This window comes from Paraburkholderia sp. SIMBA_053 (assembly GCF_046534895.1).
In the GTDB taxonomy this organism is placed as follows: domain Bacteria; phylum Pseudomonadota; class Gammaproteobacteria; order Burkholderiales; family Burkholderiaceae; genus Paraburkholderia; species Paraburkholderia caledonica.
Genome location: NZ_JAWRXU010000001.1, coordinates 1,438,403 through 1,464,236, shown reverse-complemented (window position 1 = coordinate 1,464,236; position 25,834 = coordinate 1,438,403). Strand labels below are relative to the sequence as shown.

Here is a 25,834-nt window from a genome sequence, read left to right as displayed (position 1 = left end):
ACGGAACGTATGAGACCAAAGTCCGATTGTCCGGACATTGTCGGATAACCACACTGCAATCTGTGCAGCCGTCAGCCGTGCTGACGTCATCCGGAGAACGTGGATATGAAAAGCCCGGACGCAATCAGTGGGATCGCCCCGATGAATATGGCCTCTGTTGCCCGCGCTTTGCGCTTGTCGCGCGCGCTCGTCACCGCCTCGCATGTGACCGTTCCCGGTCGCCCGACGCATGCCCGCCGTCTCGCCGCGCAAAGCACACGGTTGCTTGCGCTCGACAATCACGCTCTTGACGCCACGGGTAACGCAAGCGTCGCGCCGGTCCGCCCCACGCTCACACTGCTGGTTACTTTGCTGGCGCTGTTTGCATTCGTCGCCGGATGCGGCAAGAAGGAGGCATTGCCGGCGGCAAGTGCGCCCGAGGTCACGGTGATGACGATCACGCCTCGCGATACGCCGGTCGTATTCGAGTTCACCGCGCAGACCGAAAGCTCACGCGAAGTGCAGATCCGCGCTCGCGTAGACGGCTTTCTCGATCGTCGCACCTATGTGGAAGGGTCGTTGGTGAAGTCCGGGGAGACGATGTTTCTGATGGACCGGAAGCCATTCGAAGCTGCGCTGCAAACGGCCAAAGGCCAGTTGTCGCAGCAGCAGGCGCGGTACGAGGTCGCAAAAGCCAACCTGGCCCGCGTGCAACCGCTGGTTGCGCAGAACGCATTGAGCAAGAAGGATCTCGACGATGCCGTTGGCGGCGAGGCACAAGCCGCTGCAGCCGTTATTGCAGCCAAAGGCGAAGTGGATACGGCTCTGTTGAATCTCAGCTACACGACGATCAAATCGCCGCTAACGGGGCTGTCGAGCTTCGCCAAACAGCAGGACGGCAGCTATGTGACGGCGACTCAGTCGGGGTTGCTCACCACTGTGTATCAACTCAATCCGATCTGGGTGAACTTCAGTGTGTCCGAGAATGAAATGCTGAGGTACCGCGACCAGATTGCGACAGGACATCTGCGCTTTCCGCCCGAAAACAACTTCACGGTGTCTCTCGTTCTCGCCGACGGTTCTGTTTATGCAGAACACGGCTCGATCGATTTCGCCAATCCCGCATTCAGCACTGAAACGGGCACGTTCCTGGTACGGGCCGTCTTCGACAATCCTAAAGCTGTGCTGCGACCTGGGCAGTTCGTGCGGGCGCGCGTGGCCGGAGCGATCCGGCCGAATGCAATCCTGGTTCCTCAGCGGGCAGTTCTGCAGGGCTCGAAAAGCCATTTTCTCTGGGTGGTGGACGCCGAATCTAAAGGCCGTCAGCGCGTGGTGGAAGTCGGGGAATGGCAAGGCGACGACTGGTTCATCACCGACGGACTGAAGCCCGGTGAGCGTGTCGTAGTTGACGGTGCAATCCGCGTAACGGCCGGGGCGCCGCTCAAGATCGTTGACCGGCCGCCCGTTGCGGACAGCGGACAGCAGGAACCAGGCGGCCAGGCTAATGGACCCAAAACAGCCGCGACGGAGCCGGTCTCCGGCACCAGCGCGTCCCAGTAAAGGACGGCGACGATGAGCATTTCCCACTACTGCATCGACCGGCCGATTTTTGCGTCTGTAATCTCGATTGTGATTACGCTCGGCGGTGCGTTGACGATGTTCGCGCTGCCCGTCGCCCAATATCCGGACATCACGCCGCCGCAGATTACGATCTCTGCCACCTATCCTGGGGCGAGTGCAGACGTCGTCGCGAATAACGTGGCCGCGCCAATCGAACAGCAGGTGAACGGCGCCGACAACATGATCTACATGAACTCGTCGAGTTCATCGACGGGAAATCTGACGATCAACGCCTTCTTTGAAATCGGCACCAACCCGCAGCTCGCGCAGGTCGACGTGCAGAATCGCGTGAACCTCGCGTTGCCGCAACTGCCGCAATCGGTTCAGGCGCAGGGTGTACAGGTGCAGAAGAAGTCGTCGGCGTTCATGATGGTCATCGCGATCTACTCGCCGGACCAGCGCTTCACCAGCACGTACATTGCGAACTTCGCGAACATCTACGTGCTCGATGCGCTCAAGCGGATTCCGGGCGCGAACCAGTCGAGCATCTTCGGCACTCCGGACTATGCGATGCGTGTCTGGCTCAAGCCCGATCGTATGGCGCAACTGGGCATCACCGCGACCGACGTGCAGAACGCTGTCCAGGCCCAGAACCAGCAATTCGCTGTAGGGCGCATTGGACAGTCGCCGACCGGCACTCCGGTTGAACAGTCGTTTGCGGTCACGACCACGGGTCGCCTCGCCGAACCGGCGGAGTTCGAGAACATTATCCTGCGTGCCGCTAGCGAAGGCTCGGCTATCGTGCGGCTGAAGGACGTCGGACATGCCGAACTGGGACAGAAGGACTACTCCATTCGCAGTCGCTTTCAGGGCAAACCGGCCACGATCATCGCCGTCTATCAGCAACCGGGCGCGAATGCGCTAGACGTGTCGAAGCAGGTTCGCGCCACGCTCGCCCAACTCAAGCAGTCGTTCCCCGAGGGCATCCAGTACGACATTGCAATGGACACCACGGAATTCACGCGCGCGTCCATTTCCGATGTGATCCACACGTTTTTCGAAGCGCTGGTGCTGGTGGTGATCGTGGTGTTCGTTTTCCTGCAAAGCCTCAGGGCGACGTTGATTCCAGTGCTGGCAGTGCCGATTTCGATTGTCGGCACCTGCATGGGAATGGCCTTGCTCGGATTTTCGATCAACATGCTGACCCTCTTCGGGATGGTGCTTGCCATCGGTATCGTGGTCGACGACGCGATCGTGGTGATTGAGAACGTCGAACGCAACATGACCGTTCACAAGCTCAATCCGAAAGACGCGGCCAAGCTCGCGATGGACGAAGTGGCGGGACCGGTGATCGCGATCGTGCTTGTGCTGTGCGCGGTGTTCGTGCCGGTGGCGTTCGTGAGTGGCATTACTGGCCAGTTGTACAAGCAGTTCGCGATTACGATTGCGATTTCGGTGGTGATCTCGGGCATCGTCGCGCTGACCCTGTCGCCCGCACTCGCCGCGCTATTGCTCAAAAGTACTCACAAGGAAAAGAAAGGCTTCTTCCGCTGGTTCGACAACGCGTTCGCACGGATGACCGCAAGCTACTCCCGCGCGATTCAGTTCGTCATCAAGCGCTTCGTTCTCGCGTTGCTGGTTTTTGGCGCGATGATCGCGCTGACCGTCGTGATGGTCAAATCCGTTCCGAGCGCATTTCTTCCGCCGGAAGATCAAGGCTATCTTCTCGGCGCAATCCAGATGCCGGATGCGGCGAGCCTGGATCGGACCGGGGCGGTGTCTGACCGGGTGACTGAATACTTCATGAAACAGGACGCGGTCGGCAGTATCACGACGGTCGATGGATACAGTCTGCTCGACGTGCAGAACAAAAACAATGCGAGTACCTTTTTCATCGGCCTGAAAGGTTTCGACGAGCGCTACACGCACGCCAATCGCGAAACCCAGAATGCGAGGGCCGTGCTGGTCGATGCGTATCAGACCTTGTCGAAGATAACGGCGGGCGTCGTGATTCCGGTTAATCCACCGTCTATTCCGGGGCTCGGCACGACCGGCGGCACCGAAGTATGGATTCAGAGCAAGGGCGACGCGTCGATCGCGCAGCTTGCCGGGGTCGTGCAGCAGTTTATCGAGCGGGCCAGAAAACGGCCTGAGCTTGCACGCGTCACGACGACCTTCAATGCGTCGTCACAGCAGTTGCTGGTCGAGGTGGACAGGGAAAGAGCCCAGACACTCGGCGTGCCGATCGAAGACGTCTATAGCTCGATGCAGACGATGTTTGGTTCCCTTTACGTGTCCCAGTTCAACCGGTCGAGCCGGCTATGGCAAGTCATCCTGCAAGCCGATCCGGTTTATCGGCTCAGACCACAGGACCTCGACCAGATATTTGTTCGCAGCAAGACCGGTACGATGGTGCCGCTAAGAGCGGTCGCGACCTACCGGTATGTCACGGGTCCCGATCTGCTCACGCGCTTCAACAACTTCCCCGCCGTGCTCGTGACGGCGAATGCCGCGCCGGATTTCAGTTCGGGCCAGGTGATCGCTGCACTCGAACAGGTTGCCACCGAAATGCCGGCCGGCTACGGCGTCGCCTGGAGCGGTGAGGCTTATGAGGCGCGTAAATCCGGGGGAACGTCGGGCATCGTGTTTATCTTCGGGCTCGTGATGGTGTTCCTGATCCTCGCCGGCCAGTACGAGAAATGGTCGTTGCCGGTTGGCGTGCTGATGGCCGTGCCGTTCGCGCTGTTCGGCGCGCTCCTCGCTATCCTGATGCGAGGCCTCGAAAACGATATCTATTTCCAGATCGGCCTCACGATGCTGGTCGCGCTCGCGGCGAAGAATGCAATTCTGATCTTCGAGTTCGCGGTGATCAACCGGGAAGGAGGCGCGTCGGTGCTGGATGCTACCTTGCGAGCGTCCGAAGAGCGGTTGCGCCCGATCGTGATGACGTCGCTTGCCTTCATTCTCGGCTGTGTGCCGCTTGCTATTGCAGTGGGCGCGTCGGCAAACAGCCGGCATTCGATCGGCACTGGTGTGATCGGCGGGATGCTGGGCGCGACCGTCATCGCGGTATTTTTCATTCCGATGTTCTATTACCTGCTTGAAACCTGGTCGTCGCGTAAAAGCGGCCCCAAGGAGAAGCCGGGAGCAGACCCAAGCACCCCGGGAGGTTCGGCGCCTGTAGCGGGCGGTCCGGGCACGCCGAAGGTCACGCCGTCCGCACAGCGCGAGGGTGACTGACATGCGCACCACGCACTTTGCGAGCGTTGGCGTTGTGCTTCTGACGGGACTCGCCTCGCTGTCGCTGACTGGCTGTCTGCTTGGACCGGACTACGCGCGGCCCAAAGTCGATGTGCCCGCTACCTTCCGTTTCAGCATCCAGGAGACGGCCGACACCGCGAACACGGCCTGGTGGGAACAGTTCGGAGACCCTGTCCTCAACGATCTGATCGCTGCCGCGCTCGCGGATAACCTCGACATCAAGATCGCCGCCGCGCGCGTAGAAGAGTTTCGCGGGCAGTTCGTGACAACCCGCTCAGGACTTTTCCCGCAGGTGGGGGCGAACTTCAATGCGTCACGCCAGCGTGCAACGCTGAGCGGCGGAGTGCCGCTGCCGGCGAATGTGAACCCGGTCTACAACCAGTTCGACGCGAGCGTCTCGGCGGCTTGGGAAATCGACCTGTTCGGCAAAACGAGGCGCGAGACCGAAGCTGCTCGTGCGAATCTGCTCGCGAGCGAGGAGGGTCGCCGCGGCACGATTCTCTCGCTGGTAGCGTCGGTTGCTTCGTCGTATATCAATCTGCGCAGCCTCGACCGGCAGCTGGACATCGCGAAGGCTACGGTGGAGAGCCGGGCCGAATCGGTCAAGGTATTCACGTTGCGTTTCGCGGGCGGCGAGGTGTCGCAGATGGAATTGGCACAAAGCCAGTCTGAGTATCAGGCGGCATTAGCCACTATTCCTGAGTTGGAAACCCAGATCGGAGTGCAGGAAGACGCGCTTGCCGTGCTGCTCGGACGCAATCCCGAGCCGATTTTGCGCGGACACGATCTGGACGCGCTGACCGCGCCCGCGATTCCGTCCAGTCTGCCGTCCGAACTGCTCGAACGCCGTCCGGATGTGCTCCAGGCCGAGCAGAACCTGGTGGCGCAAAATGCATTGATCGGCGCGGCGCGTGCGCTGTATTTTCCGTCGATCTCGCTAACGGGGCTGTTCGGTTCCGTCAGCACCCAATTCTCGAACCTGTTCACCGGGCCGGCGCGCGTATGGTCTTTCGCCGGCGCCGTGTCGCTGCCTATCTTCACTGCCGGCAACATCGAAGGGCAGGTTCATCAGGCGGAGGCACGTCAACAGGAAGCGCTGTTTGCGTATCAGAAGGCGATTCAGGTTGCGTTTCAGGAAGTCGCGGACGCGCTCATCGCGCTGCAGAAATCCCGCGAGCAATTGGGAATCCAGCAAGATCAGGTTACCGCGCTGTCCAGCTACTCGCACCTTGCGCGGCTGCGCTACGAAGGCGGCTACACGAGTTACATCGAGGTGCTCGACGCCGAGCGCAGTCTATTCAACGCGCAACTGAGCTATACGCAGACCCAGGGCGCCGAATTGACGTCGTTCGTGCGTCTTTACAAGGCGATGGGCGGCGGCTGGGTCGTCAAGGCGGAGGAGATGACTCAACCGCCTGCCCCGCAGCCTATGGCTGGCGTGCCGGCTGCGGAGGCGCCGCGATGACGCACGCCAGGCTCCTCGCATGCCATGAATGCGACCTGCTCCAGGTCGATGCCGACCTTCCCGAAGGCGGCGTGTTGCGTTGCCGGCGTTGTCATGGCGAGCTTTACCGGAACAGGGCAAATTCGCTCGGAAATGCATTGGCCCTGTCGCTCGGGGCGGCGGTGCTGCTCGCGATTGCCAACTCCTATCCGATTGTCGGACTGTCGGTAAACGGCACGTTGGTCGAAACGACGCTGATCGGCGCAGTGGATGTTCTGTACATCGACGGGATGTGGCCGATCGCGCTGCTGGTTTTTTTGACTACTGTTGCCATTCCTGCTGTGCAAGTCGCCTCGATGCTGTGGATGCTCATACCGTTGCGCTTCAACCGCGTGCCGTGGGGGGCAGCCACGGTGTTCCGGCTGGCTCGCCTTGCTCAGCCATGGGGAATGACCGAAGTGCTGATCATCGGTTTGCTGGTGGCGCTCGTCAAACTCGCCCACATCGCGAGCGTCGTTGTAGACGTTGGACTGTGGTCGTTTGGCATATTGATGCTGGTCCTCGCCGCTGCGAGCGCCGCGTTCGATTCGCGTGACCTGTGGGCGAGAATCACTGCACTTCAGAACCCTGGCGGGCAGACGGGTGGCTCGCTGTCTCTACCGTGCGGCTGGCTGAGCGCCGCGCAGTGCGGTCTGATGCAGTGTCATGACTGCGGCTTACTGGTGAAGGCACCCGCCCACGCACAGGGTCTGTGCTGTTCGCGCTGCGGCGCGTCGGTGCATTTTCGCAAGCCGGACAGCCTGGCGCGCACGTGGGCATTTCTGCTCGCGGCGATGGTGCTGTATATCCCCGCCAACGTGTTGCCGGTGATGTACACCAGCTCGCTGTTCGGCGCGGAGAAGGACACGATCATGAGCGGTGTCGTTTATCTCTGGACGTCCGGCTCGTGGTTGCTCGCCCTCGTGGTGTTCGTCGCGAGCGTCGCAGTGCCGATGCTGAAAATTATTGCCATTGCCTTTCTGTCGATCTCCACTCAGGTTCACTCGCGCTGGAATCCCGAGCAACGTACGCGCATCTACAGAGTGGTTGAACTGGTCGGGCGCTGGTCGATGCTCGATATTTATGTCATCACCATGCTGGTGGCCCTGGTGCAGTTCAAGGCGCTGGCCACTATCCAGGCGGGCCTGGCCGCGGTCGCGTTCGGCGCGGTCGTCGTATTGACCATGTTCGCCGCCATGTCGTTCGACTCGCGTCTGATCTGGGACGCGCACGGGCCGGATCATGCCGGACAACCTAAACACGCCTGAGCCGCCTGACGCCCCTGTAGCCATCGTCGCGCCCCGCGCGCGTTGGCGGCCCCAGGTCGTATGGCTGGTGCCGATCATCGCCGTGCTGATCGGCGGTTGGCTTGCCGTCAAGGCGGTACTCGATCAGGGGCCGCAGATCACCATCATGTTCAACACAGGCGACGGACTGGAAGCCGGCAAGACAAAAATCAAGTTCAGGGAAGTCGATATCGGGGTTATCAAGGGAGTCAGCCTTTCGAGAGATCACAAGCACGTGATTGCAACTGCGGAGGTGGTGAAGGATGCATCGGACCTGCTTGTCGACGACACGCGCTTCTGGGTCGTGCGCCCACGAATCTCGGGCGGCACCGTGTCCGGACTCGGCACGCTGCTGTCGGGGTCGTTCGTCGGCATGGACGCGGGCGGCTCCGCCAAGCCGCGCCAGACCTTCACCGGTCTCGAAGTTCCACCTGTGATCTCGAGCGACGTGCCCGGTCGCGAGTTTGTGCTGCGAAGCCAGAACATGGGTTCACTAGATGCCGGCACACCGATCTTTTATCGGCGGCTGCAGGTCGGACAGATCACCTCCTATGCTCTCGATCCTGACGGCAGGGGCGTAACGTTGCACGTATTCATCAATGCGCCCTACGACAAGTTCGTCAGACCCGACACGCGCTTCTGGCATGCCAGCGGGGTGGACGTCGCTCTCGACAGCAACGGGGTACGGCTCAATGCGCAATCGCTCGTGTCGATCATCATTGGCGGGGTTGCGTTCGATACGCCGGAGCACTCGCTCGATCAACCTCAAGCGGCCGCACAGACGACCTTCACGCTGTTCGAGAACTTCGGTGAGGCCATGAAGCGTCATGACCGGATCGTCACCCGGTTCGTCGCCGAATTCGACGATTCAGTGCGCGGGTTGACTGTCGGCGCGCCGCTCGATTTTCGCGGCATTACGATTGGCGAGGTAAGTGGCATCTATACCCGATTCGACCGCGAGAGCAGGAAGCTGAGTATCGTGGTGGAAGTAGCCTACTATCCCGAGCGGTTTACGAACCGCTATGAAAGCGGTCCGACTGGCAGCCCAGTCGTCAAGGACACCCGCGAATTCGCGGATTATCTGGTTGCACGGGGCTTGCGCCTGCAATTGAGGACGGGCAACCTGCTGACCGGCCAACGTTATCTTGCCGTCGACTTCTTCCCCGACGCACCCAAAGCGAAGATCGACTGGAGTAAAAATCCGCCCCAGTATCCGACTGTTCCGGGCTCGCTTCAATCGCTTCAGGATTCCGTCACGCGTCTGGTCGCCAAGTTGAATACGATACCTTTCGAAGCAATCGGCAAGAACGCGCAGATGACCCTTCAGAACGCGAATTCGCTACTTGCCCATCTCGACACCGATGTCGTTCCAGAAGCGAAAAACACACTGAATGCCGCGCATGGAGTGATGACTTCTGCCAATGGGGCGCTGCAGCCGGACTCCGCGCTACAGCAGAACGTGTCCGACGCCATGAACCAGTTGGCACAGACGGCCGCTGCAGTCCGCACGCTGGCCGACTATCTCGAGCGGCATCCAGAGGCACTGGTACGCGGCAAGCAGGAGAACAAACCGTGACGCGAATCTCTTCTGTCGTTGCCGGGGTATTTTTTTGCGGCTTGCTGGGCGCCTGCGGCAGTTCGCCGACCGCCAGTTTCTATACGCTGACGGTCGATACGACACTCACGCCGATGACCTCCACGATGCCGGTTCATGTCGTGGTCAATCCAGTCACTGTTCCCGATGTGGTCGATCGGCCGCAGATCGTCACGCGCATGGGCAACAACCAGGTCGTGCTCAACGAGTTCGCTCGATGGGGCGAACCGTTGAAGGCGGACATTGCACGTACCATCGCAGGTGATCTCGCCACGCTGCTGGCATCGGATCACGTGTCGGTCTTCAATATGGGCGTTGATGCGGCGGGTACGTGGCGAGTTCGCGTGGACGTCATGCGCTTTGACGCGACGCCCGGCGAGGCCATAACCATCGAAGCGCTCTGGGCCGTGTTTCCCCCTGGCAAACCGTTACCGGTTGCAGGTAAGTCGCTGGTTCGGCAACCCATTGACGGACACGGTTACGACGCGCTGGTGTCAGCCGCAGATCGCGCTCTTGGGGCAGTGAGCCGCGATATAGCTGGAGTGATTCACGCAGGCGCGCCTTAATGAAACGCGGCCGCGACGGTTTATGCCGACGTGGCCGGCACGACGTAGTTCGGCGCCGAATGATTCCATCTGGACATGGTTGCTCTTCCATGATTTTGATAGATATCCGAACTAATCAGGGTGCGTTGCGACCGACCAGAAATTGGAGAGCATGAGAGTTATACGCGTGGCTGTCGCTACTCCTACCCAATACGTTGTTAGAACATCTCGCGCCCGTTGTGATGCCAACATCGAAGCGCGAGAAGAGTACGCCGCGTACGACCAAAGTCCAATACAAAACGTGCTTCAACGAATATACGCTGGAAGCTTGCATGCTTGTCACTGACAAACTCACCAGCAGATCACATTGGGGGCCCGTTATGAAAAAAGCGATTGCAACAGTGATGACCGTATCTCTCGCACTACTACCTGGTTTCGCGTCGGCGCAAGATAATTCTGCAGCGCCCGCAGCCGCAGCCGCGGACCATCCGGATGAGATAGTGAAAATGCATCAACAGGTTGCAGCAGCCAATCGCGAGTACAACCGGGAAGTCGCGGCTGCAAAGAAAGTCTATGACCAGAAGAAGGCGGCCGCTAACAAGAAGCGCGACGCGGCGGTTGCTGCCGCACACAGCGGCACGAGCCAGTAAGCGGCTTGCCGCAATACCAAAGTAGCGTGCGTGTCCGCGTTCATGCTCCGTCACTGGACAGTCTGGTTTGTCGTTAGATGAATTGTCGCGACAATCTGTGAGGGGATTCTGATGCTGATCTCGCCGACCGGCTCCCGGAGCCTATCGAGAGAGCTGCTTGACGTATTGATCCGCGCCGGACTCGTGGCGGTGCTCGCTGTTTTCTGTTTCCGGATCTTCGTCCCGTTTCTGAACCTGATGGTCTGGGCGTTGATTCTCGCCATTACTCTCTATCCGCTGCAACTCAGGCTTCGACGACATTTTGCGGGAAGAGATGGTCTGGTCGCCACGATGATTATCCTGGTCGCGTTTGGCGTTATCCTGGTACCGACCTATCTATTGGGCGTGGCCATCGCCGATTCGATGGACCACATGATCGCAGTACTCAGAAGCGGTAGCTTCGCGATCCCGCCGCCTGCCGAATCGGTCGCGAGTTGGCCGCTAGTGGGACCACGTGTGCATGAATTGTGGCTGCAGGCCTCGACTAATCTGACCGGTCTCGCTCAACGGTTCGCGCCGCAAGTCAAGGACGCTGGTCTTGCCGTGCTCGGTACGCTCACTGGCCTCGGCGCGGGCCTCCTGATCTTCTTCTTCGCATTGATCATCGCGGGTATCTTCATGGCGCACGGGGAGAAGGGCCATCGCAGCGCGGTGTTGATCGCGTCGCGCATCTCGGGACCTGAAAACGCGTTGGAAATAACCAGCCTGTGCACGACCACGGTTCGCGCAGTCGCCCAAGGCGTGGTCGGCATTGCGTTCATCCAGATGCTGCTCATTGGTGTCGCGTTCGTCGTCATGGGGATACCCGGCGCGGGTCTGCTCGCGCTCGCGGTGTTGCTGGTCGGCGTCATGCAGTTACCCGCCACGCTGATCACTGCCCCTGTGATCGTCTTCGTGATACTCACAGAAGGGGCGAATGCATCGACGATTATCTTCTCCGTTTATATCCTGGTGGCAGGACTCGCCGACAACGTGCTGAAGCCTTTACTGCTTGGGCGCGGTGTTGCAGTGCCAATGCCGGTCGTGCTGATTGGAGCGCTTGGCGGCATGGTGACAGCCGGGGTAATCGGCCTGTTCATTGGTCCCGTGATGCTTGCGGTCGGTTACAAGCTCTTCTGGCGATGGGTTAAAGAACAGCCGGAGCTCGAGCGCGTTGAGCAGCAGGAACGGTCTTGAAGTTGGCGTAAACACGTAGTGGCATCGAATCACAAATCTATGGCGCCCAAAGGCAAATCGCGTTTTGAGGTCACGGTATCTTCGTCGGACGAGTTCGTTTTTGCCGCGTCTGACGCGAAGGCGAACGTCCCATAGTTTTCGCGGAAAGGAGAGATGCCGGTGCTAGGCGAGAACCTTGTCAACGACAGGCACTCAGCAGCCCAATCTCTTTCCGCCTCCGTAGCCTGCCTTTTGAGACCCTGCCATGAACTTCCTCGACGGTTCCCTTTACACTGAAAACCAGCAACCGCTGATCATTACAGCGGCGCCGTATGCGCCGGCCTGGGTGCCTTCCGACTTCCCCGAAGATATCCCCGTCACCATTGAACAGCAAATCCAGAAGGCAGTGGATTGCTACAACGCCGGCGCCACCGTATTGCATCTGCACGTCCGCGAACTTGACGGCAAAGGCAGCAAGCGATTGTCGAAGTTCAACGAACTGATTGCTGGCGTGCGCAACGCAGTGCCGGAGATGATTATCCAGGTCGGCGGCTCGATCAGCTTTGCTCCGGAGACCGAAGGTGCCGCGGCCAAATGGCTGAGCGACGACACGCGCCACATGCTGGCCGAGCTCGATCCAAAACCCGATCAGGTGACGGTGACGATCAATACTTCGCAGATGAACGTCGTCGAACATTGGGAAGATGACGACGTCAAGGGAACCTCGATGGAGGATCCCAATGTCTACAATGCGTACAAAGAGATGACAGTGCCCGCCCAGCCAGGCTGGGCAGAAGAGCACATCCGCCGCTTGAACGCAGCCGGGATCCAGAGCGCTTTTCAGTGCTACAACATCAACAGCTTCGAGTCGGTCGAGCGGTTGATCCGGCGCGGCGTCTATAAGGGTCCGCTGGTGATGAACTGGGTGGCCATCGGCGGCGGCATGGACGCGCCGAATATCTATAACCTTGCCAACTTCTTGCGCGCTACGCCCGATGGCGCGGTACTGACAGTGGAAAGCTCGATGCGCAATGTGTTGCCGATCAACATGATGGGTATCGCGATGGGCCTGCACGTGCGCTGCGGCATCGAAGACAACCTGTGGAATCAGTCGCGCACGCGGAGGATGAGCTCCGTCGAGCAGATCGAGCAACTGGTGCGCATTTCACGCGAGTTCGGCCGCAATATCGCCACCGCCGAGGAGGCGCGCGATATAAGCAAGATCGGCGTGTTCTACGATACCGTGGAAGAAACGCTGCTGGCCAACGGTTTCGCGCCTAACCGCAATGGTGGCACTCAAGGCTTTCTGCGCAAGGCCGTCTGAACGCGGTGGGGCAGCGCGCAAGATGTACTCAATTGCGCCTGCCCGACCACGTCCTGCGTTGCGTCCATACAGAAGCAGCGCTGGGACAGTTCTGTTGCAGGCCGCCAGCGCCGGTCATTTTGCCTGCCTGTTTCTCCAGTCGCGCGGCGCCATGCCGAAACGCGACCTGAACCAGTTCGTGAACGAGCCCTGCTGGCTATAACCGAGCAGCGCCGCCACACGTCCGATCGGATAGCGCGAGTTGCTCATGTAGCGAACGGCAAGTTCTCGCCGTACTTCGTCGACCAGGTCTGAGAAACTGGTCTCGACCAATTCCAACTGGCGCTGCATCGTGCGGACGCTCAAACCCAGATGGCGGGCAACCGGCTCGACAGTACCTTGCTCCAGAGGCAGCAGGAGGTAGATTGCCTTGCGAACTTCCAGAGCCGTCGAATCCGTCCCGGCTTGCTTCAGTGGTGCGGCGAGGCTTTCCGCGTAGCGGACGAGTTCCGGGTCCGCAGCCGGATTGGGATAGTCGAGATCGGCGGCAGCGCACACGAAGCCGTTGAAGTCGCTGCCGAACTGCATCGGGCAGCCAAAGAAACGTCGGTGAAACGTCAGATCGGCGGGACCGGCGTGCGTGAAGTGAACGCTGCGCGGTTTCCAGTGGACGCCGAGCAGAGCACTGGAATGGCGAGCGAGAACTCCGAGTGCGAGTTCGATCGCCTGATTCGTCGGAGTACCGGCATCAACGACAAGTTCTTCGCGAATCGTGACTGTTGCACCGGCGTCTTCGACATAAACTGCAAGTGCTTCGTTGAGCAGATGGCGGTACTCGGCTGTGGCTAGCAGCACGTCGCGTAACGTGCGTTTGTGCGCGAGCAGAACATTGACCACACCTGTCCCGAACTGATGACGCGTTTCGGCCATTTGCAGAGCAAATGTTGGTGACGACGCCATCCTGGCCGTGAGTTCCAGCAGCCGGCAGCACGGGGCTACCGCAACGCGACTGTCCGGATTTGCAAGCGCAGCCGGATCTACCCCGACCTGTTGCGCGAGCTCCACGGGGTTAAGTCCGAGCCGCCGCGTTACGTCGAAATAACCGCTCATCGCAACCGACCGCAGCATCGTCTCCATTGCGTTTCCCCTCGTGGCAGCGCGCGCTTTGCTGTCCGCCCACGTACTGCTGACCGGCGATTGCGCCGAGCATCGGTGTTTTCACTAAGCGGCGTCAATTCGTAAAAGAATGGCGCGCAATCATTAAATTGTATTGCGCGATTCCCGTATCTTGCAATCACGACATCCCCTATGCCTCGGTCGATTCCGACCCGGACTTGCGAGTGTCGAAAGTTGCCGCCTCGTGCGGTGAGACGAAGGCGCCGCGCTGATGTGTGAAGCGTGCCGGGCTTTTGAAGGTGCTGATTTTTGACAGGCGCAGGGCAGGGCGAAGCAGTCATGGTGAATGAGCCTTTGCGCTGTCATCTAAAGACGACCGCTGACGAGCCAGACGCGGAGGAGACAACTATGCTGATGCAGCATGTAGAACACACAACAGGCGATGTCCCCGTAAAAGAAGCGGACGTCCGCGCCTATGCGTGGGTGGTTTTTGCGTTGACCGTAGGATTGCTGCTTTCCGATTACATGTCACGGCAGGTACTGAATGCCGTCTTTCCGCTGCTCAAGGCAAGCTGGGCTTTGTCCGACACCCAACTCGGTTCGCTGAGCAGCGTGGTTGCGTTGATGGTCGGCGTGCTCACCTTCCCGTTGTCGGTACTCGCGGACCGCTGGGGACGCGTGAAGAGCATCGTGCTGATGGCGGCAATGTGGAGTCTCGCAACACTAGGCTGCGCGCTCGCGACGAACCACGGCGAAATGCTGATTGCGCGCGCTTTCGTCGGTATCGGTGAGGCCGCGTACGGCAGTGTCGGCATTGCGGTCGTGTTGAGCATATTTCCGGCGCGGCTGCGCTCCACGCTCACCGGCACATTTATGGCTGGTGGCGCATTCGGTTCGGTTCTGGGCATGGCGCTGGGCGGCACAGTGGCGGCTCATCTGGGCTGGCGCTCGGCGTTCGGCACGATGGCGGCCTTGGGTCTCGTACTGGTAATCGTCTATCGGTTCATCGTCACCGAGAAGCGGCTTGCGCTGCTTCAGCCGGCAGACGTAGGCAGACACGTACAAGGTCTGGGCGTGCGCATGAGTCTGCGCACGCTGATGAAAGGGCTTTTCTCCACCCGATCGGTAGTGTGCGCGTATATCGGCAGTGGCATCCATCTGCTGGTTCCCGCCGCAATGTGGGCCTGGATGCCGAGCTTCCTGAATCGATACTACGGCATGCCCGTCAGTAAGGCCGCGATGAGTGCTGCGGTATTCGTGCTGATTACCGGGCTTGGCATGGTGGTGTGTGGGAATCTGGCCGACCGGCTCAGCAAGCGCGCACGCGAAAGAAAATGGATGGCTGCGATCGCATTCTGCCTGATTTGCTTCGCGTTACTGATCATCGGTTTGCGCATGCCTGCGGGTCCGATGCAACTCGCGGTGATCGGCCTCGGCATGTTTTTCAGCGCGGGTGCAAGCGGGCCTTCCGGGGCGATGGTGGCTAACCTCACGCCGCCGTCTATTCACGCGTCGGCGTTTGCCACGCTGACACTGGCGAACAATCTGCTGGGTCTGGCGCCCGCCGCCATTCTGACGGGATTCATCGCCGACCAGATCGGCTTGCTCGGCGCGCTGCAGCTAGTGCCGTTTGCGCCTCTCGTCGCGGCTATTGCATTCTTCATCGGCAAGCGGAACTACGCCGGTGATCTTGATCGTCTGGATGCCCTGCGCGAGCGGGCCGTACGCTGAGCAGAGGTCCTGACCTTCGGCGCGCGCATTTCATTTTGCAGTTTGAGTACTGGATAGGAGATTGAACATGGCTAGAGCGATCCGCTTCCATGAGACCGGTGGTCCCGAAGTCTTGCGTTATGAAGAGGTCGAAGTGGGCAATCCCGGAGCCGGGCAGGTCCGTTTGCGCCACGAGGCGATTGGCCTTAATTTCGCCGACACCTACTTCCGCAGCGGTTTGTATCCGGTGCCGATGCCCGCGGGTATGGGCGTCGAGGCCGCAGGGATCGTCGAGGCCGTTGGCGCCGGCGTCACGAACGTCGCGCCAGGCGACCGCGTGACTTACACGGGCTTCGTCAATACGCTGGGCGCCTACAGTACCGAACGGCTGATCCCGGCTGCGCCTCTCATCAAGCTGCCCGAAGCGATCTCGTGCGAAACGGCCGCCGGCATGACCATGCGCGGCCTGACGTGTGCCTACCTGATGCGCCGCATCCACGACTTCAGGAAGGGCGACACCATCTTGCTGCACGCCGCTGCCGGTGGCGTCGGTCTGATCGTGTCGCAATGGGCGAAGCTGCTTGGGCTCAACGTGATCGGCACCGTGTCGACCGAAGCCAAGGGTGAAGTGGCACGCGCGCATGGTTGCGATCACGTCATTAATTACAGCCGCGATGACGTCGCGAAACGCGTGCGCGAACTGACCGACGGCGTCGGCGTGAATGTGGTGTTCGACAGCGTCGGCAAGGACACCTTTGAATCATCACTCGACTCGCTCAAGCGCAGGGGGTTGATGGTGTGCGTCGGCACGGCGTCGGGTCCGATCCCGCCGTTCAATCCGCAGATTCTTGCAATGAAGGGATCGCTTTTCCTGACTCGCCCGGCGCTAGCCGACTACATTGCCGACCCTGCAGAAAAGAATGAACTCGCCGCTGAAATATTCGGGCATGTCGCTGCCGGCCGTATCAGGATCGAGCTGAACCAGCGTTACGCATTGGAGGACGCGGTGCAGGCGCATCGGGATCTTGAGTCGCGCAAGACGACGGGTTCATCCGTCTTCGTCATCTAGGGAGCCAGCGATGCACGTCGAACCATTGACATGCGCAATCGGCGCAGAACTAGTCGGCGTCAATCTCGCCGACGCCATTCACGACAACGGCCTGTTTGGCGAGGTCCGGGCGGCGCTGTTGAAACATCGCGTGCTGTTCCTGCGCGGACAGGACATCTCACGCGCCGAGCATGTAGCATTCGCCCGTCGCTTTGGCGACCTGGAAGATCACCCGGTCGCAGGTAGCGACCCCGAGTACCCTGGTCTCGTGCGCATTTACAAAACTCCGGACCAACCTAACGACCGCTACGAAAACGCATGGCACGCGGACGCCACCTGGCGCGAAGCGCCGCAGTTCGGCGCGGTCCTTCGGTGCGTCGAGTGTCCGCCGGTTGGAGGCGACACGATGTGGGCGAATATGGCACTCGCTTACGAGAATCTGCCGGAGCACATCAAGACGCAGATTGCCGACCTGCGCGCGCGACATAGCATCGAAGCGAGCTTTGGTGCCGCGATGCCGATTGAAAAGCGGCACGCACTCAAGGCGCAGTTTCCGGACGCCGAACATCCGGTCGTGCGCACGCATCCCGAGACTGGCGAGAAGATTCTGTTCGTGAGTGCTTTCACCACGCATTTCACCAACTACCACACGCCGGATCGCGTGCGTTTCGGGCAGGACGCTAACCCGGGTTCGGGCGATCTGCTGCGCTATCTGATCAGTCAGGCCTATATCCCCGAGTACCAGGTGCGCTGGCGCTGGCAGAAGAACAGCATCGCCATCTGGGACAACCGCAGCACGCAGCATTATGCGGTCATGGACTATCCGCCATGTCACCGCAAGATGGAACGAGCGGGAATTATTGGCGACAAGCCGTACTAACCGCAAAGAAGACCGCTTCATGACTACCGATACAAAACCGACCATTCTGATGGTCCCGGGTTTGCGCGACCACGTTTCAGACCACTGGCAAACTCTGTTGCAGCACAAGTTGCCCAATGCGGTCTCGGTGCCGCCGCTCGAACACGACAAGCTCAGTTGCGCGGCACGCGTTGCCGCGCTTGACGCAGCGCTCGCGAAAATCGACGGCCCGGTAATCCTGGTCGCGCACAGCGCGGGCGTGATGATTACGGTTCACTGGGCACAGCAGCACAACCGCGAGATTCACGGTGCATTGCTCGCCACGCCGGCCGATCTCGATACGCTGCTGCCGGCCGGTTATCCGACTATCGATGCACTGGCCAAAAACGGCTGGCATCCGATACCGCGCAAACGCTTGCCGTTCCCGAGCATCGTCGGGGCGAGCCGCAACGATCCGCTTGCGCAGTTCGATCGCGTATCTGCAATGGCGACCGACTGGGGCAGTCGCCTCGTCGATCTCGGCGAAGTGGGGCACCTCAATCCCGCGGCGGGTTTTGGTGTGTGGGCGACGGCGGAGACACTGATCGATGAACTTGTGTGATCAGAACTGGATCGTCCAGGCGGAACGGCACGTTGAAGACAAAGTGGGTCGGCAAGTCGATTCGAAGCGCAGTCTGACAATTGACGCCTTTTTCGATTTCATCTGCCCATGGTGTCTGATTGGAAAACGCAATCTGGAGAAGGCCATAGCCGTCTTTGGCGGACTGCGCCCCGACGCACAGGTGAAGGTGCGATGGCGGTCCCATCAACTCCTTCCTTACACGCCACTCAATGGCCTGCCGTACCAGGATTTCTGTCGCGAGCGCCTCGGCGGTCCGGAAGCCGTGATCGCAAGGCGCGCAGAAGTGCAGCGAGCTGGAAGCGAAGCCGGTATCGACTTTGCATTCGATCGGATCAGCGTGTTGCCTAATACCGCCGCCGCGCATGAACTGATCGCCTTTGCTGCGAACCGTCTCGGCGAAGCGCAACGCGCGACACTGGTCGATCGCGTCCTGGTCGCCTACTTTCTGGAAGGCGAGGACATTGGAGACCGCGAGGTTCTCGAGCGTCTCGGGCAGGACTGCGGTCTGGATGGCGAAAGTCTCAAAACGCATCTGACGCAATGGGTGCGCCGCGTCGATGGAATCGGCCGACGCGTGTCGCGCCACCAGTCGCGAGTAAGGGGCGTGCCGCACTTCGTGTTCAGCACGGGATACACGTTCTCGGGCGTTCATTCGCCTGAGGTCATTGCTGCGCTTATGGTTTCGGCCACCCGAAATTGAAAGAACTGAAGTTGTCACGACGTATGCCGGTTGTGTGGCAGAGGAACCGGCGCGCGTGCTACTGCAGTCACTCAGGAGAACAAAGAATGCAAGGCTTGATGATGGAGCAACCGCTGCTGGTCGCTTCGCTGCTCGTGCATGCTGAACGCCATCACGGCGCACAGGAAATTGTGTCGCGGCGAGTAGAAGGAGACATTCACCGGTACCGGTACCGCGATCTCGCGCAACGCGCGCGCCGCATGGCCAACGCGCTGGCAGGTCTCGGTGTTCAGCCGGGCGAGCGCGTCGCGACTCTTGCGTGGAACGGTTATCGGCACATGGAGATGTACTTTGCAGCGTCGGGCTCGGGGGCGGTGTTGCACACGCTCAATCCCCGGCTGCACGTTGAGCAACTGGCTTACATCATCGATCATGCGGAAGATCGCGTCGTGTTCTTCGATCTGACGTTTCTGCCGCTGATCGAAAACGTCGCGTCACGCGTCAAAAGCGCAAAGATCTTCGTAGCGATGAACGATCGCGCGAATATGCCGGAGACGCACAGTCTGTCCACGAAGCTGCTGTGCTATGAGGATCTGATCGACGCCAATAGCGACGTTTTCGACTGGCCGCTGCTCGACGAGAACAGTGCGTCGTCGCTGTGCTACACGTCAGGCACAACGGGCAATCCGAAAGGTGTGCTGTACAGCCACCGCTCCACCGTATTGCATACCTACGCGGCCGCGTTGCCCGATTCGCTCAACTGCTCGGCGCGCGACTCCATCCTGCCGGTCGTGCCGATGTTCCATGTGAATGCGTGGGGTTTGCCGTATGTCGCTTGCATGGTGGGCGCGAAGTTGGTGTTTCCCGGCCCCGCGCTCGATGGCGAATCGCTTTATGAACTGATCGAGACCGAACAGGTGACGCTATCTGCTGGCGTGCCGACGGTCTGGCAAGGATTGCTCGCTCACGTCGACGCGCTCGGGCGAGCGTTTTCGTCGATGCGGCGCACGGTGATCGGCGGCGCTCCCTGTCCGACCGCTATGGCCGCAGCATTCCAGGAGCGCCATGGTGTCGACGTATTGCACGCATGGGGCATGACGGAGTTGAGTCCGGTCGGCACGGTATGCAGTCTCAAGGCGCATCAGCTCACGCTGCCGCAGGCCGATCGTTACGCGGTCCAGGCAAAGCAGGGACGCGCGGTGTTCGGTATTGACATGAAAATCGCCGGCCCCGACGGCGAAGAGTTACCGTGGGACGGCAACGCGACTGGCGACCTGCTGGTACGAGGCCCGTGGGTCACGAGGCAGTACTTCGGTTGCGACGCTGAGTCGCCGCTGCGTGACGGATGGTTCCCGACCGGCGATGTGGCGAAGATCGATCGCGACGGTTTCATGCAGATCACGGACCGCAGCAAAGACGTCATCAAATCGGGCGGCGAATGGATTAGCTCCGTCGAAATCGAAAACGTCGCGTACCTGCATCCCAAAGTGACGGCTGCGGTCTGCATCGGCGCGCGGCATTCGAAGTGGGACGAGCGGCCGCTGCTGGTGGTCGTTAAAAAGCCGGACAGCGCGCTCACCCAGGACGAACTACTGGCGTTCTTTGACGGGCGGGTAGCGAAGTGGTGGACGCCCGACGCGGTGGTATTCGTTGAATCGGTTCCATACGGCGCAACCGGCAAAGTGCTCAAGCACCGGTTGCGGGAGCAATTCGCAGATTATTTTTTACCGAACTGACACGCCGGGTTATCAAGGCAGCTTCGTTCGAGCAACAGCAAAAAAAAGCCGGCCATGTCCGGCACCACATTGGAGACACAGAATGAAATTGAAGTTGAGCGGCGCCGCGGCGCTGTTATTGTTCGCGGTTGCCGCCCATGCGCAATCGACGGTTACGCTCTACGGCGTACTCGATAGCGGCCTGCTCTATCAGAGCACTTCGGCGGCAACGTTCCTGCCGACCGCGCGCAATCAGGGGCATGTCTATCAACTGAAGGATGGCGGCATCTACGCGAGCTTCTGGGGCTTGAAGGGAAGCGAAGACATCGGTGGCGGATACAAGATCAACTTCAGGCTGCAGGGCTCGTTCAACAGCTCGAACGGCAGGATGGGGCTGCCTGACACGCCGGGCACCACCGCGATCTTCAATCAGTACGCGATGATTGGGGCGTCCGGGCCGTTCGGCTCATTCGATGCCGGCCGCCAGATCATTCCGATGATCTATGCAATGGCGGAAACCGACGTTCGCGGCGCACAGTACTTCGGAAGTATTCTGACCGCGTGGCTCGGTGTGAACCAGGCGGCGGGCTGGCCTGGCACGAGCACGAACGCACCGATCGGCGCGCTGTATGACAGTAACGCGTTGGTCTACACGTCGCCGAAATTCTACGGAGCGTCGCTCGCACTCGAGTACGCACCGGGAGGCGTCGCGGGCCAGTTCCAGGGTGGCACACGCGAGTCGGCCGTGCTCAAGTATTCGAATTACGGTCTGAATCTATCCGCCGTGTACTACAACGGACACGATACCAATCCGTATCCGATTACTTATCCTGCAACTCCGGCGGCGGTGGCTACGGGGCAGGCGAACAACCGCTTTTACTACTTTGGCGCGCTGTACTCGATCGCGGGATTTTCGATTTCAGGCTCGTACGGCGTGGGTAAGAATCCGGCCAGAAGTGACACCGTGAACTTCGAAATGGCATCGGCTGGGCTCGGTTATCAATTCAGCCCGCGGTTCAAGGTCACTTCCGGTTTCTACTATCTGAAGGATCGAAACCATTCAGCAAATCATTCGAGCGAATTCTCTCTGGGGGCTGAGTACAACGTGTCCGCTCGAACCAAGGCGTACGCACAGGTCGGCTACGTCGACAACAAAGGGACCATGAACCAGACGATCATCTATGGAGCTCCGGTCGCACCGGGGGTGTCTACAACCGCGGCGATGGTCGGCATCCGCCATACGTTCTGATTGCTGCATTCTTATCGACCGGAGTAATCCATGAAATATATTCGCGCTCTCGTAATGGCCGTCGCCACGTTGATCGTTCCGCTTTCCACCAACGCATGGTCACAGGCAAGCGAGATGGCTAGCGCACCTGGGGGATCGGCGAGTTCAGCCTCGGGCAGCGCAGCACCGGTCACGGGCAGAAAAGCAGATCGCGCGCTACGCAGGAAGGTCTATGCCGCGATCGTCAAGCACAAGGAGATCCGCGCCGGAGATATCAGCGTCATCACAAAAGACGGTGCGGTGACATTGAACGGCACGGTCACGGACGCGGCGCAGATCGGCCAGGTCGCAGATATCGCAAAAGCGGTTGACGGGGTCACGTCCGTGACTAACAAGCTGGCTGTGAAGAAGCCATTTGGCGGCATGTAGGCGACGATAGCCGGCACGCAACGATGCATTGGAGCAGGCCGGAAGCAGGCACCGACTCAAATGCAGTTTTGGCGAATGCGGACAGGTCGCACCGCGGCCTGAGCCACGAACTGAAATATTGTTGCGCTTAGCTGTCGTCGCGCTCCGGCATGACCTGCACGACGATGGTCCGATTCTTCCAGAACATGTTGTGGATCCGCGATTGCAAATTCCGTAAAGCGTCCGGAGACGTGTCGTGAAAAGTCACCACGACGGCGGGCCGCGTGCCGGTTCCCTCGACACGCTTGATTTCGTCGAATGACGGGAATCCGTACTTGATCAGAAATTCCCTTATTTCGTCGTCCGATGTGTCGTCTTGCACATTGCCTATCCATATGTCTGCCATGATGCCTCGCTCCAATTTCCCGAATTTACCGCTCAGGCCATGATGGACGTCGATATTCGAAGGCGCGCGACTTGCCATCCGGCTTTACGTCGTCGCTTGAATCGTGAAGGCCGCCGCATACTGCGGCAATTGGACCAAAGTCCTACACATCCAAGGCCGTCGGAATGTTGTCGCCGGTAGTGCGACTATCCGCGCGATGATCAGGCGCCCAGCGCGCACGCGAGCGTGACGGTAGGCGGTGCACCCATGAGTACATGCCGACGAAATCGCCGTGGTGATGTCACGGTTCGACGCTCTCTAGCGTCTGCCACCGCGTCCGCCGCCGCCGGCCCGCATACCGCCGCCGCCGCCGCCGCTAGGTCGGCTGTAGCCCGAGCCTTGCATGCTGGAGCGTCCACGGTCGGCGCTGCGCTGCGTCGCGCCGCCTGCGCCGACGCCCTGAAAGGCGTTGTCGCGACCCCCGCCGCTGAAGCCGCCACCGGCGCCGCCCGCACGGTCGCTGGTGCGTGACAGGTCGCCCGCGCCAGCGCGGTTCGAGACGCCGCCGCGCTCGCCGGCCGCGGACCGATCCGCGCTTCCCACGCGATTTCCCGCGTTTGCGTTCGATCGGTCCGCTGCCCCTCGGTTATTCGCATTCGACCGATCCGCCGTTCCAGCACGATCGCCTGCGCCCGAACGGTCGGTGCGCTGGCCTCGGTCCGCCGTGTTGGCGCGGCCGCCGCCCGTCGTATCGCGTCCACGGAAATCATTGCGGCCCTCCGCGCCGCCGACGTTGCGCGAGTACTTGTCACGGGTCGCGTTGTCGCGATACGCGACGCCTTGACGATGGCTGCCGTCGTGCTGCCAGCGTCCGCCTTCGACCTTCGTGCGGTCGAAGTTGCGATCGATGTTGGCCGCCTTGTTGACATTGATATTGACGTCGCCCCCGCCCCAGTTGGCATTGCCGAAGATGGCACCGGCGGCGGCGAGCCCGACGCCCCACGCAAAACCCGTTGCTAGCGCCGCACCCGGATAGTAGGCCGGGTAAGGCGGCCAGTAGGTGGGCGGGTAGGCCGGATAACTCCACGAACCATACACGGCCGTCGGGTTGTAGGCGGGCACGTAGATGACCTGCGGATTGGCAGGCTCGATCTTCACGATGGTCTGCCCGCCAGCGGGCGCCGCTTCGACTATCACGTTCTGCTGTTCGTTCGACTTGAGGTTGCCCGACTCCTTCGCGCGGGCGCGCAGACGTTGCACAGCAGCGAGCACGTCCTTCTGCTGCGCGAGGAATGCGTCGCCGAGCTTCTGGGTCCAGTCCAGCTTGTCGTTCATGGGTTCGAGAATCTGTGGGAAGGCCACCATCGATTTCACGCTGACGTCCCACGGCTCGTTCGCGACTGCCTTCACGGCGGCGTCGCCCGTGACTTTCGGATTGCTCTTGACCCAGCGCGCCGCATGCACGATTTCTAGCGGGTAGGTCGACGCCATCAGTACTTGCGACAAAACGGAGTCCGGGTAAAGGGCGATCGGCGCGACCAGCGCTTCGATCTCTTCCGGCTTGAAGGGCTCGCGCGGCGGCGCCTGGTCGGTCTGGGCATGTGCGACCCCCGCTGCCAGGGTCAGCGCGACGAGCAGCCACAGCCACGGCGCTGTGGCCCATCGATGGTTCCACGAAGACATGGCTGCTCCTTGAAACTGGTAAGGCCTACTGAAAACGACGACGAACCGACAACTTGCGAAATGTACAACGGTTACTTTGCTTCCCTTCCCGGCGACATTCATCGGCGGGACACTTCATTTGAGCGCGATCACCGCCCCATTCGCCGGTCGTAGCCGCGCGAAATGCGATCGAGCAGCGTAGGGTTGCGCGTGGGCGAATTGAACTGCACGACGACGCTGCCATCGGGTTGCTGGCGCACGCTCGCCGTCACCGTGCTGCCGTCCAGTTCGCCGACGACGGTGCCGGTGCCGGGGTCCTGGACGCTGATTACCAGACCTTCGTCGCGCATTGCGCCCGCTGCCGCGGAGAAGGAGCGGTCGAAGCTGGCCGGGACGGTGACAACGGTGCCGGGCGGCGGCGCGTAATACGGGCAGCCGGTCAACGGCAGCACCAACATGCAGACGCTCAAGAGCACAAAGCGCCTGAACTTCACAGCGGTGCTTTTCACGGAACCGACTCGACTGGCCTCGTCTCCGCGCTCGTGAGAGCGACCCTCACACGATGAAATCATCGTTGTTCCCCCGGTTAATCACGATGCCCCGGAACGCATAACTTGTTATCCCTTCAAGGGGCCTGCGGCGGATGGCGGCGCCGTCATCCTTAGCGGCGTCGTTCCGGCAAGCAGTCGCTGCATGAATCTGCCCGCAGGCACATAACGTGTTTTTCACGGCGGACGCTCGCTACTCAGTACTTGATATCGCGCGCGGTCTGACGTCCGTGCTGCTTGGTCTGCCGCTTATCGTGCCGGCATTGGGAATTGCTTTTTTGGTCTGTGGCACGGCACTCCTGCTTGGTATGTCGTGAGCCCTGGCGAGTTTCCTGACGGACGTCCCGCCCCGCGCGACGCTGTTGCGCTTGCTCCGTGGCCCCCGACGACGCCGACAAGGTCACCAGAATCATCGCCGCTAGTGCAGTGATGGGCAGGCGGTTCCATGCGGGCATGGTGTCATCTCCAATGGGCGATATCCTGAAGCCTGCATCTGTTCACAACTATTTCGGCGGCGATTCAATCAGCGTATCTGGTCACCCGAGGCTTGACGTCATTGCACGGCTAACATCAAGTCCTCGCCAGCTTCAGGCGACATTGCCTGGGCTATCCGCCGTATCGCGTAACAACGGTCGACCGCTTCCCGATATGCGCGAGGCGTGCATACGCAGTATGAGCAGCTTATCAGTGTGATGGGCCGCGAACATCGGACCTTGGTCCTACCGATGCATGCAGCGCGAGCACTGCCCCTTTCCCACGCGCTTGTTGGACCAAAGGCCTATTTAAGTTGCGACGCGAGGCTAGTAGGCTCGTTTTGAGATCGTCGCTGCGTCATCTCCTTGAGATGCGAAGCGTCGCACGGGTGCAGGCTTCGTATGCTATGCGCCGGTTGTGCGCCGCACCGTTGCATAGCGCTTTATCGCACGATCGAAACCGGTTCGCCGCATTCCCTTCCGCACTCTCAACAGGACGTCATAAAGCACTGTGAAGACGTTAAGT

At 60.5% G+C, this 25,834-nt stretch carries 22 protein-coding genes; 17 read left to right on the top strand and 5 right to left on the bottom strand.

What is annotated here, in order from left to right; genetic code table 11:
• The first annotated feature begins 105 nt into the window (after nucleotides 1-105).
• The 9 genes from SB753_RS06565 (at nucleotide 106) to SB753_RS06525 (ending at nucleotide 12,876) form a co-directional block, all read left to right on the top strand.
• Entirely contained in the window at nucleotides 106-1,539 is a 1,434-nt protein-coding gene (locus tag SB753_RS06565; RefSeq protein WP_410799573.1) for an efflux RND transporter periplasmic adaptor subunit, read from the top strand.
• Between the two features lie 12 nt (nucleotides 1,540-1,551).
• A complete protein-coding gene (locus tag SB753_RS06560) occupies nucleotides 1,552-4,779 on the top strand; it encodes an efflux RND transporter permease subunit (protein WP_020066912.1) in 3,228 nt (1,075 codons plus the stop codon).
• Nucleotide 4,780: 1 nt separating this feature from the next.
• Nucleotides 4,781-6,265 carry an efflux transporter outer membrane subunit gene (locus SB753_RS06555; protein ID WP_408172905.1) on the top strand — a complete coding sequence of 495 codons (1,485 nt, stop codon included), beginning with the start codon at nucleotides 4,781-4,783 and terminating at the stop codon, nucleotides 6,263-6,265.
• Nucleotides 6,262-7,551, top strand: a complete 1,290-nt coding sequence (locus tag SB753_RS06550) for a paraquat-inducible protein A (protein ID WP_410799571.1) — start codon at nucleotides 6,262-6,264, stop codon at nucleotides 7,549-7,551. Before SB753_RS06555 ends, SB753_RS06550 begins: the two co-directional genes overlap by 4 nt.
• Entirely contained in the window at nucleotides 7,526-9,145 is a 1,620-nt protein-coding gene (locus SB753_RS06545; protein ID WP_410799569.1) for an intermembrane transport protein PqiB, read from the top strand. Before SB753_RS06550 ends, SB753_RS06545 begins: the two co-directional genes overlap by 26 nt.
• Nucleotides 9,142-9,729 (top strand): membrane integrity-associated transporter subunit PqiC, encoded by a 588-nt coding sequence (locus tag SB753_RS06540; RefSeq protein WP_020066908.1) that lies wholly within the window; start codon nucleotides 9,142-9,144, stop codon nucleotides 9,727-9,729. Before SB753_RS06545 ends, SB753_RS06540 begins: the two co-directional genes overlap by 4 nt.
• A gap of 311 nt (nucleotides 9,730-10,040) precedes the next feature.
• A complete protein-coding gene (locus SB753_RS06535; RefSeq protein ID WP_410799567.1) occupies nucleotides 10,041-10,358 on the top strand; it encodes a hypothetical protein in 318 nt (105 codons plus the stop codon).
• 111 nt (nucleotides 10,359-10,469) lie between these two features.
• On the top strand, nucleotides 10,470-11,573 hold the full coding sequence (locus tag SB753_RS06530; protein WP_410799565.1) for an AI-2E family transporter: 1,104 nt from the start codon (nucleotides 10,470-10,472) through the stop codon (nucleotides 11,571-11,573).
• A 244-nt stretch (nucleotides 11,574-11,817) separates the two neighbouring features.
• Nucleotides 11,818-12,876, top strand: coding sequence for a 3-keto-5-aminohexanoate cleavage protein (locus SB753_RS06525; protein WP_410799564.1), 1,059 nt, complete (start codon nucleotides 11,818-11,820; stop codon nucleotides 12,874-12,876).
• Between the two features lie 114 nt (nucleotides 12,877-12,990).
• Here SB753_RS06525 and SB753_RS06520 read toward each other — a convergent pair whose 3' ends face one another.
• The gene (locus tag SB753_RS06520) at nucleotides 12,991-13,992 is read right to left on the bottom strand and encodes an AraC family transcriptional regulator (protein WP_020066904.1); all 1,002 of its coding nucleotides are present in this window, start codon (nucleotides 13,990-13,992) and stop codon (nucleotides 12,991-12,993) included.
• Between the two features lie 387 nt (nucleotides 13,993-14,379).
• Here SB753_RS06520 and SB753_RS06515 point away from each other — a divergent pair, with 387 nt between their 5' ends.
• The 8 genes from SB753_RS06515 to SB753_RS06480 all read left to right on the top strand — a co-directional run bounded on the left by SB753_RS06515 (nucleotide 14,380) and on the right by SB753_RS06480 (nucleotide 22,261).
• Nucleotides 14,380-15,702, top strand: coding sequence for an MFS transporter (locus SB753_RS06515; protein ID WP_410799562.1), 1,323 nt, complete (start codon nucleotides 14,380-14,382; stop codon nucleotides 15,700-15,702).
• Nucleotides 15,703-15,769: 67 nt separating this feature from the next.
• Nucleotides 15,770-16,750 (top strand): quinone oxidoreductase family protein, encoded by a 981-nt coding sequence (locus SB753_RS06510; protein ID WP_410799561.1) that lies wholly within the window; start codon nucleotides 15,770-15,772, stop codon nucleotides 16,748-16,750.
• A gap of 10 nt (nucleotides 16,751-16,760) precedes the next feature.
• Entirely contained in the window at nucleotides 16,761-17,609 is an 849-nt protein-coding gene (locus SB753_RS06505) for a TauD/TfdA dioxygenase family protein (protein ID WP_410799559.1), read from the top strand.
• A gap of 19 nt (nucleotides 17,610-17,628) precedes the next feature.
• Nucleotides 17,629-18,189, top strand: coding sequence for an RBBP9/YdeN family alpha/beta hydrolase (locus tag SB753_RS06500; RefSeq protein ID WP_410799558.1), 561 nt, complete (start codon nucleotides 17,629-17,631; stop codon nucleotides 18,187-18,189).
• Complete coding sequence (locus tag SB753_RS06495) at nucleotides 18,176-18,910, top strand: DsbA family oxidoreductase (protein ID WP_410799557.1); 735 nt, start codon at nucleotides 18,176-18,178, stop codon at nucleotides 18,908-18,910. Before SB753_RS06500 ends, SB753_RS06495 begins: the two co-directional genes overlap by 14 nt.
• A gap of 86 nt (nucleotides 18,911-18,996) precedes the next feature.
• Entirely contained in the window at nucleotides 18,997-20,625 is a 1,629-nt protein-coding gene (locus SB753_RS06490) for a 3-(methylthio)propionyl-CoA ligase (protein WP_410799555.1), read from the top strand.
• Nucleotides 20,626-20,707: 82 nt separating this feature from the next.
• The gene (locus SB753_RS06485) at nucleotides 20,708-21,853 is read left to right on the top strand and encodes a porin (RefSeq protein ID WP_087752067.1); all 1,146 of its coding nucleotides are present in this window, start codon (nucleotides 20,708-20,710) and stop codon (nucleotides 21,851-21,853) included.
• Nucleotides 21,854-21,883: 30 nt separating this feature from the next.
• A complete protein-coding gene (locus SB753_RS06480; RefSeq protein WP_088174040.1) occupies nucleotides 21,884-22,261 on the top strand; it encodes a BON domain-containing protein in 378 nt (125 codons plus the stop codon).
• Nucleotides 22,262-22,388: 127 nt separating this feature from the next.
• Here SB753_RS06480 and SB753_RS06475 read toward each other — a convergent pair whose 3' ends face one another.
• The 4 genes from SB753_RS06475 to SB753_RS06460 all read right to left on the bottom strand — a co-directional run bounded on the left by SB753_RS06475 (nucleotide 22,389) and on the right by SB753_RS06460 (nucleotide 25,248).
• Complete coding sequence (locus SB753_RS06475; protein ID WP_027804449.1) at nucleotides 22,389-22,646, bottom strand: RNA recognition motif domain-containing protein; 258 nt, start codon at nucleotides 22,644-22,646, stop codon at nucleotides 22,389-22,391.
• A 297-nt stretch (nucleotides 22,647-22,943) separates the two neighbouring features.
• Nucleotides 22,944-24,308: a DUF3300 domain-containing protein gene (locus tag SB753_RS06470; protein ID WP_410799553.1), complete on the bottom strand. Its 1,365-nt coding sequence runs from the start codon at nucleotides 24,306-24,308 to the stop codon at nucleotides 22,944-22,946.
• A gap of 128 nt (nucleotides 24,309-24,436) precedes the next feature.
• Nucleotides 24,437-24,745, bottom strand: coding sequence for a hypothetical protein (locus tag SB753_RS06465; protein ID WP_087752064.1), 309 nt, complete (start codon nucleotides 24,743-24,745; stop codon nucleotides 24,437-24,439).
• 287 nt (nucleotides 24,746-25,032) lie between these two features.
• Nucleotides 25,033-25,248, bottom strand: a complete 216-nt coding sequence (locus tag SB753_RS06460) for a hypothetical protein (protein ID WP_408475530.1) — start codon at nucleotides 25,246-25,248, stop codon at nucleotides 25,033-25,035.
• Nucleotides 25,249-25,834 lie beyond the last annotated feature (586 nt).

What these genes read in the sequence shown, in the direction of transcription:
- SB753_RS06565 (WP_410799573.1), top strand. Translation starts at nt 106, where the DNA reads ATGAAAAGCCCGGACGCAATCAGTGGGATCGCCCCGATGAATATGGCC.
- SB753_RS06560 (WP_020066912.1), top strand. Translation starts at nt 1,552, where the DNA reads ATGAGCATTTCCCACTACTGCATCGACCGGCCGATTTTTGCGTCTGTA.
- SB753_RS06555 (WP_408172905.1), top strand. Translation starts at nt 4,781, where the DNA reads ATGCGCACCACGCACTTTGCGAGCGTTGGCGTTGTGCTTCTGACGGGA.
- SB753_RS06550 (WP_410799571.1), top strand. Translation starts at nt 6,262, where the DNA reads ATGACGCACGCCAGGCTCCTCGCATGCCATGAATGCGACCTGCTCCAG.
- SB753_RS06545 (WP_410799569.1), top strand. Translation starts at nt 7,526, where the DNA reads ATGCCGGACAACCTAAACACGCCTGAGCCGCCTGACGCCCCTGTAGCC.
- SB753_RS06535 (WP_410799567.1), top strand. Translation starts at nt 10,041, where the DNA reads ATGCTTGTCACTGACAAACTCACCAGCAGATCACATTGGGGGCCCGTT.
- SB753_RS06530 (WP_410799565.1), top strand. Translation starts at nt 10,470, where the DNA reads ATGCTGATCTCGCCGACCGGCTCCCGGAGCCTATCGAGAGAGCTGCTT.
- SB753_RS06525 (WP_410799564.1), top strand. Translation starts at nt 11,818, where the DNA reads ATGAACTTCCTCGACGGTTCCCTTTACACTGAAAACCAGCAACCGCTG.
- SB753_RS06520 (WP_020066904.1), bottom strand. Translation starts at nt 13,992, where the DNA reads ATGGAGACGATGCTGCGGTCGGTTGCGATGAGCGGTTATTTCGACGTA.
- SB753_RS06515 (WP_410799562.1), top strand. Translation starts at nt 14,380, where the DNA reads ATGCTGATGCAGCATGTAGAACACACAACAGGCGATGTCCCCGTAAAA.
- SB753_RS06510 (WP_410799561.1), top strand. Translation starts at nt 15,770, where the DNA reads ATGGCTAGAGCGATCCGCTTCCATGAGACCGGTGGTCCCGAAGTCTTG.
- SB753_RS06505 (WP_410799559.1), top strand. Translation starts at nt 16,761, where the DNA reads ATGCACGTCGAACCATTGACATGCGCAATCGGCGCAGAACTAGTCGGC.
- SB753_RS06500 (WP_410799558.1), top strand. Translation starts at nt 17,629, where the DNA reads ATGACTACCGATACAAAACCGACCATTCTGATGGTCCCGGGTTTGCGC.
- SB753_RS06495 (WP_410799557.1), top strand. Translation starts at nt 18,176, where the DNA reads ATGAACTTGTGTGATCAGAACTGGATCGTCCAGGCGGAACGGCACGTT.
- SB753_RS06490 (WP_410799555.1), top strand. Translation starts at nt 18,997, where the DNA reads ATGCAAGGCTTGATGATGGAGCAACCGCTGCTGGTCGCTTCGCTGCTC.
- SB753_RS06485 (WP_087752067.1), top strand. Translation starts at nt 20,708, where the DNA reads ATGAAATTGAAGTTGAGCGGCGCCGCGGCGCTGTTATTGTTCGCGGTT.
- SB753_RS06480 (WP_088174040.1), top strand. Translation starts at nt 21,884, where the DNA reads ATGAAATATATTCGCGCTCTCGTAATGGCCGTCGCCACGTTGATCGTT.
- SB753_RS06475 (WP_027804449.1), bottom strand. Translation starts at nt 22,646, where the DNA reads ATGGCAGACATATGGATAGGCAATGTGCAAGACGACACATCGGACGAC.
- SB753_RS06470 (WP_410799553.1), bottom strand. Translation starts at nt 24,308, where the DNA reads ATGTCTTCGTGGAACCATCGATGGGCCACAGCGCCGTGGCTGTGGCTG.
- SB753_RS06465 (WP_087752064.1), bottom strand. Translation starts at nt 24,745, where the DNA reads ATGTTGGTGCTGCCGTTGACCGGCTGCCCGTATTACGCGCCGCCGCCC.
- SB753_RS06460 (WP_408475530.1), bottom strand. Translation starts at nt 25,248, where the DNA reads ATGATTCTGGTGACCTTGTCGGCGTCGTCGGGGGCCACGGAGCAAGCG.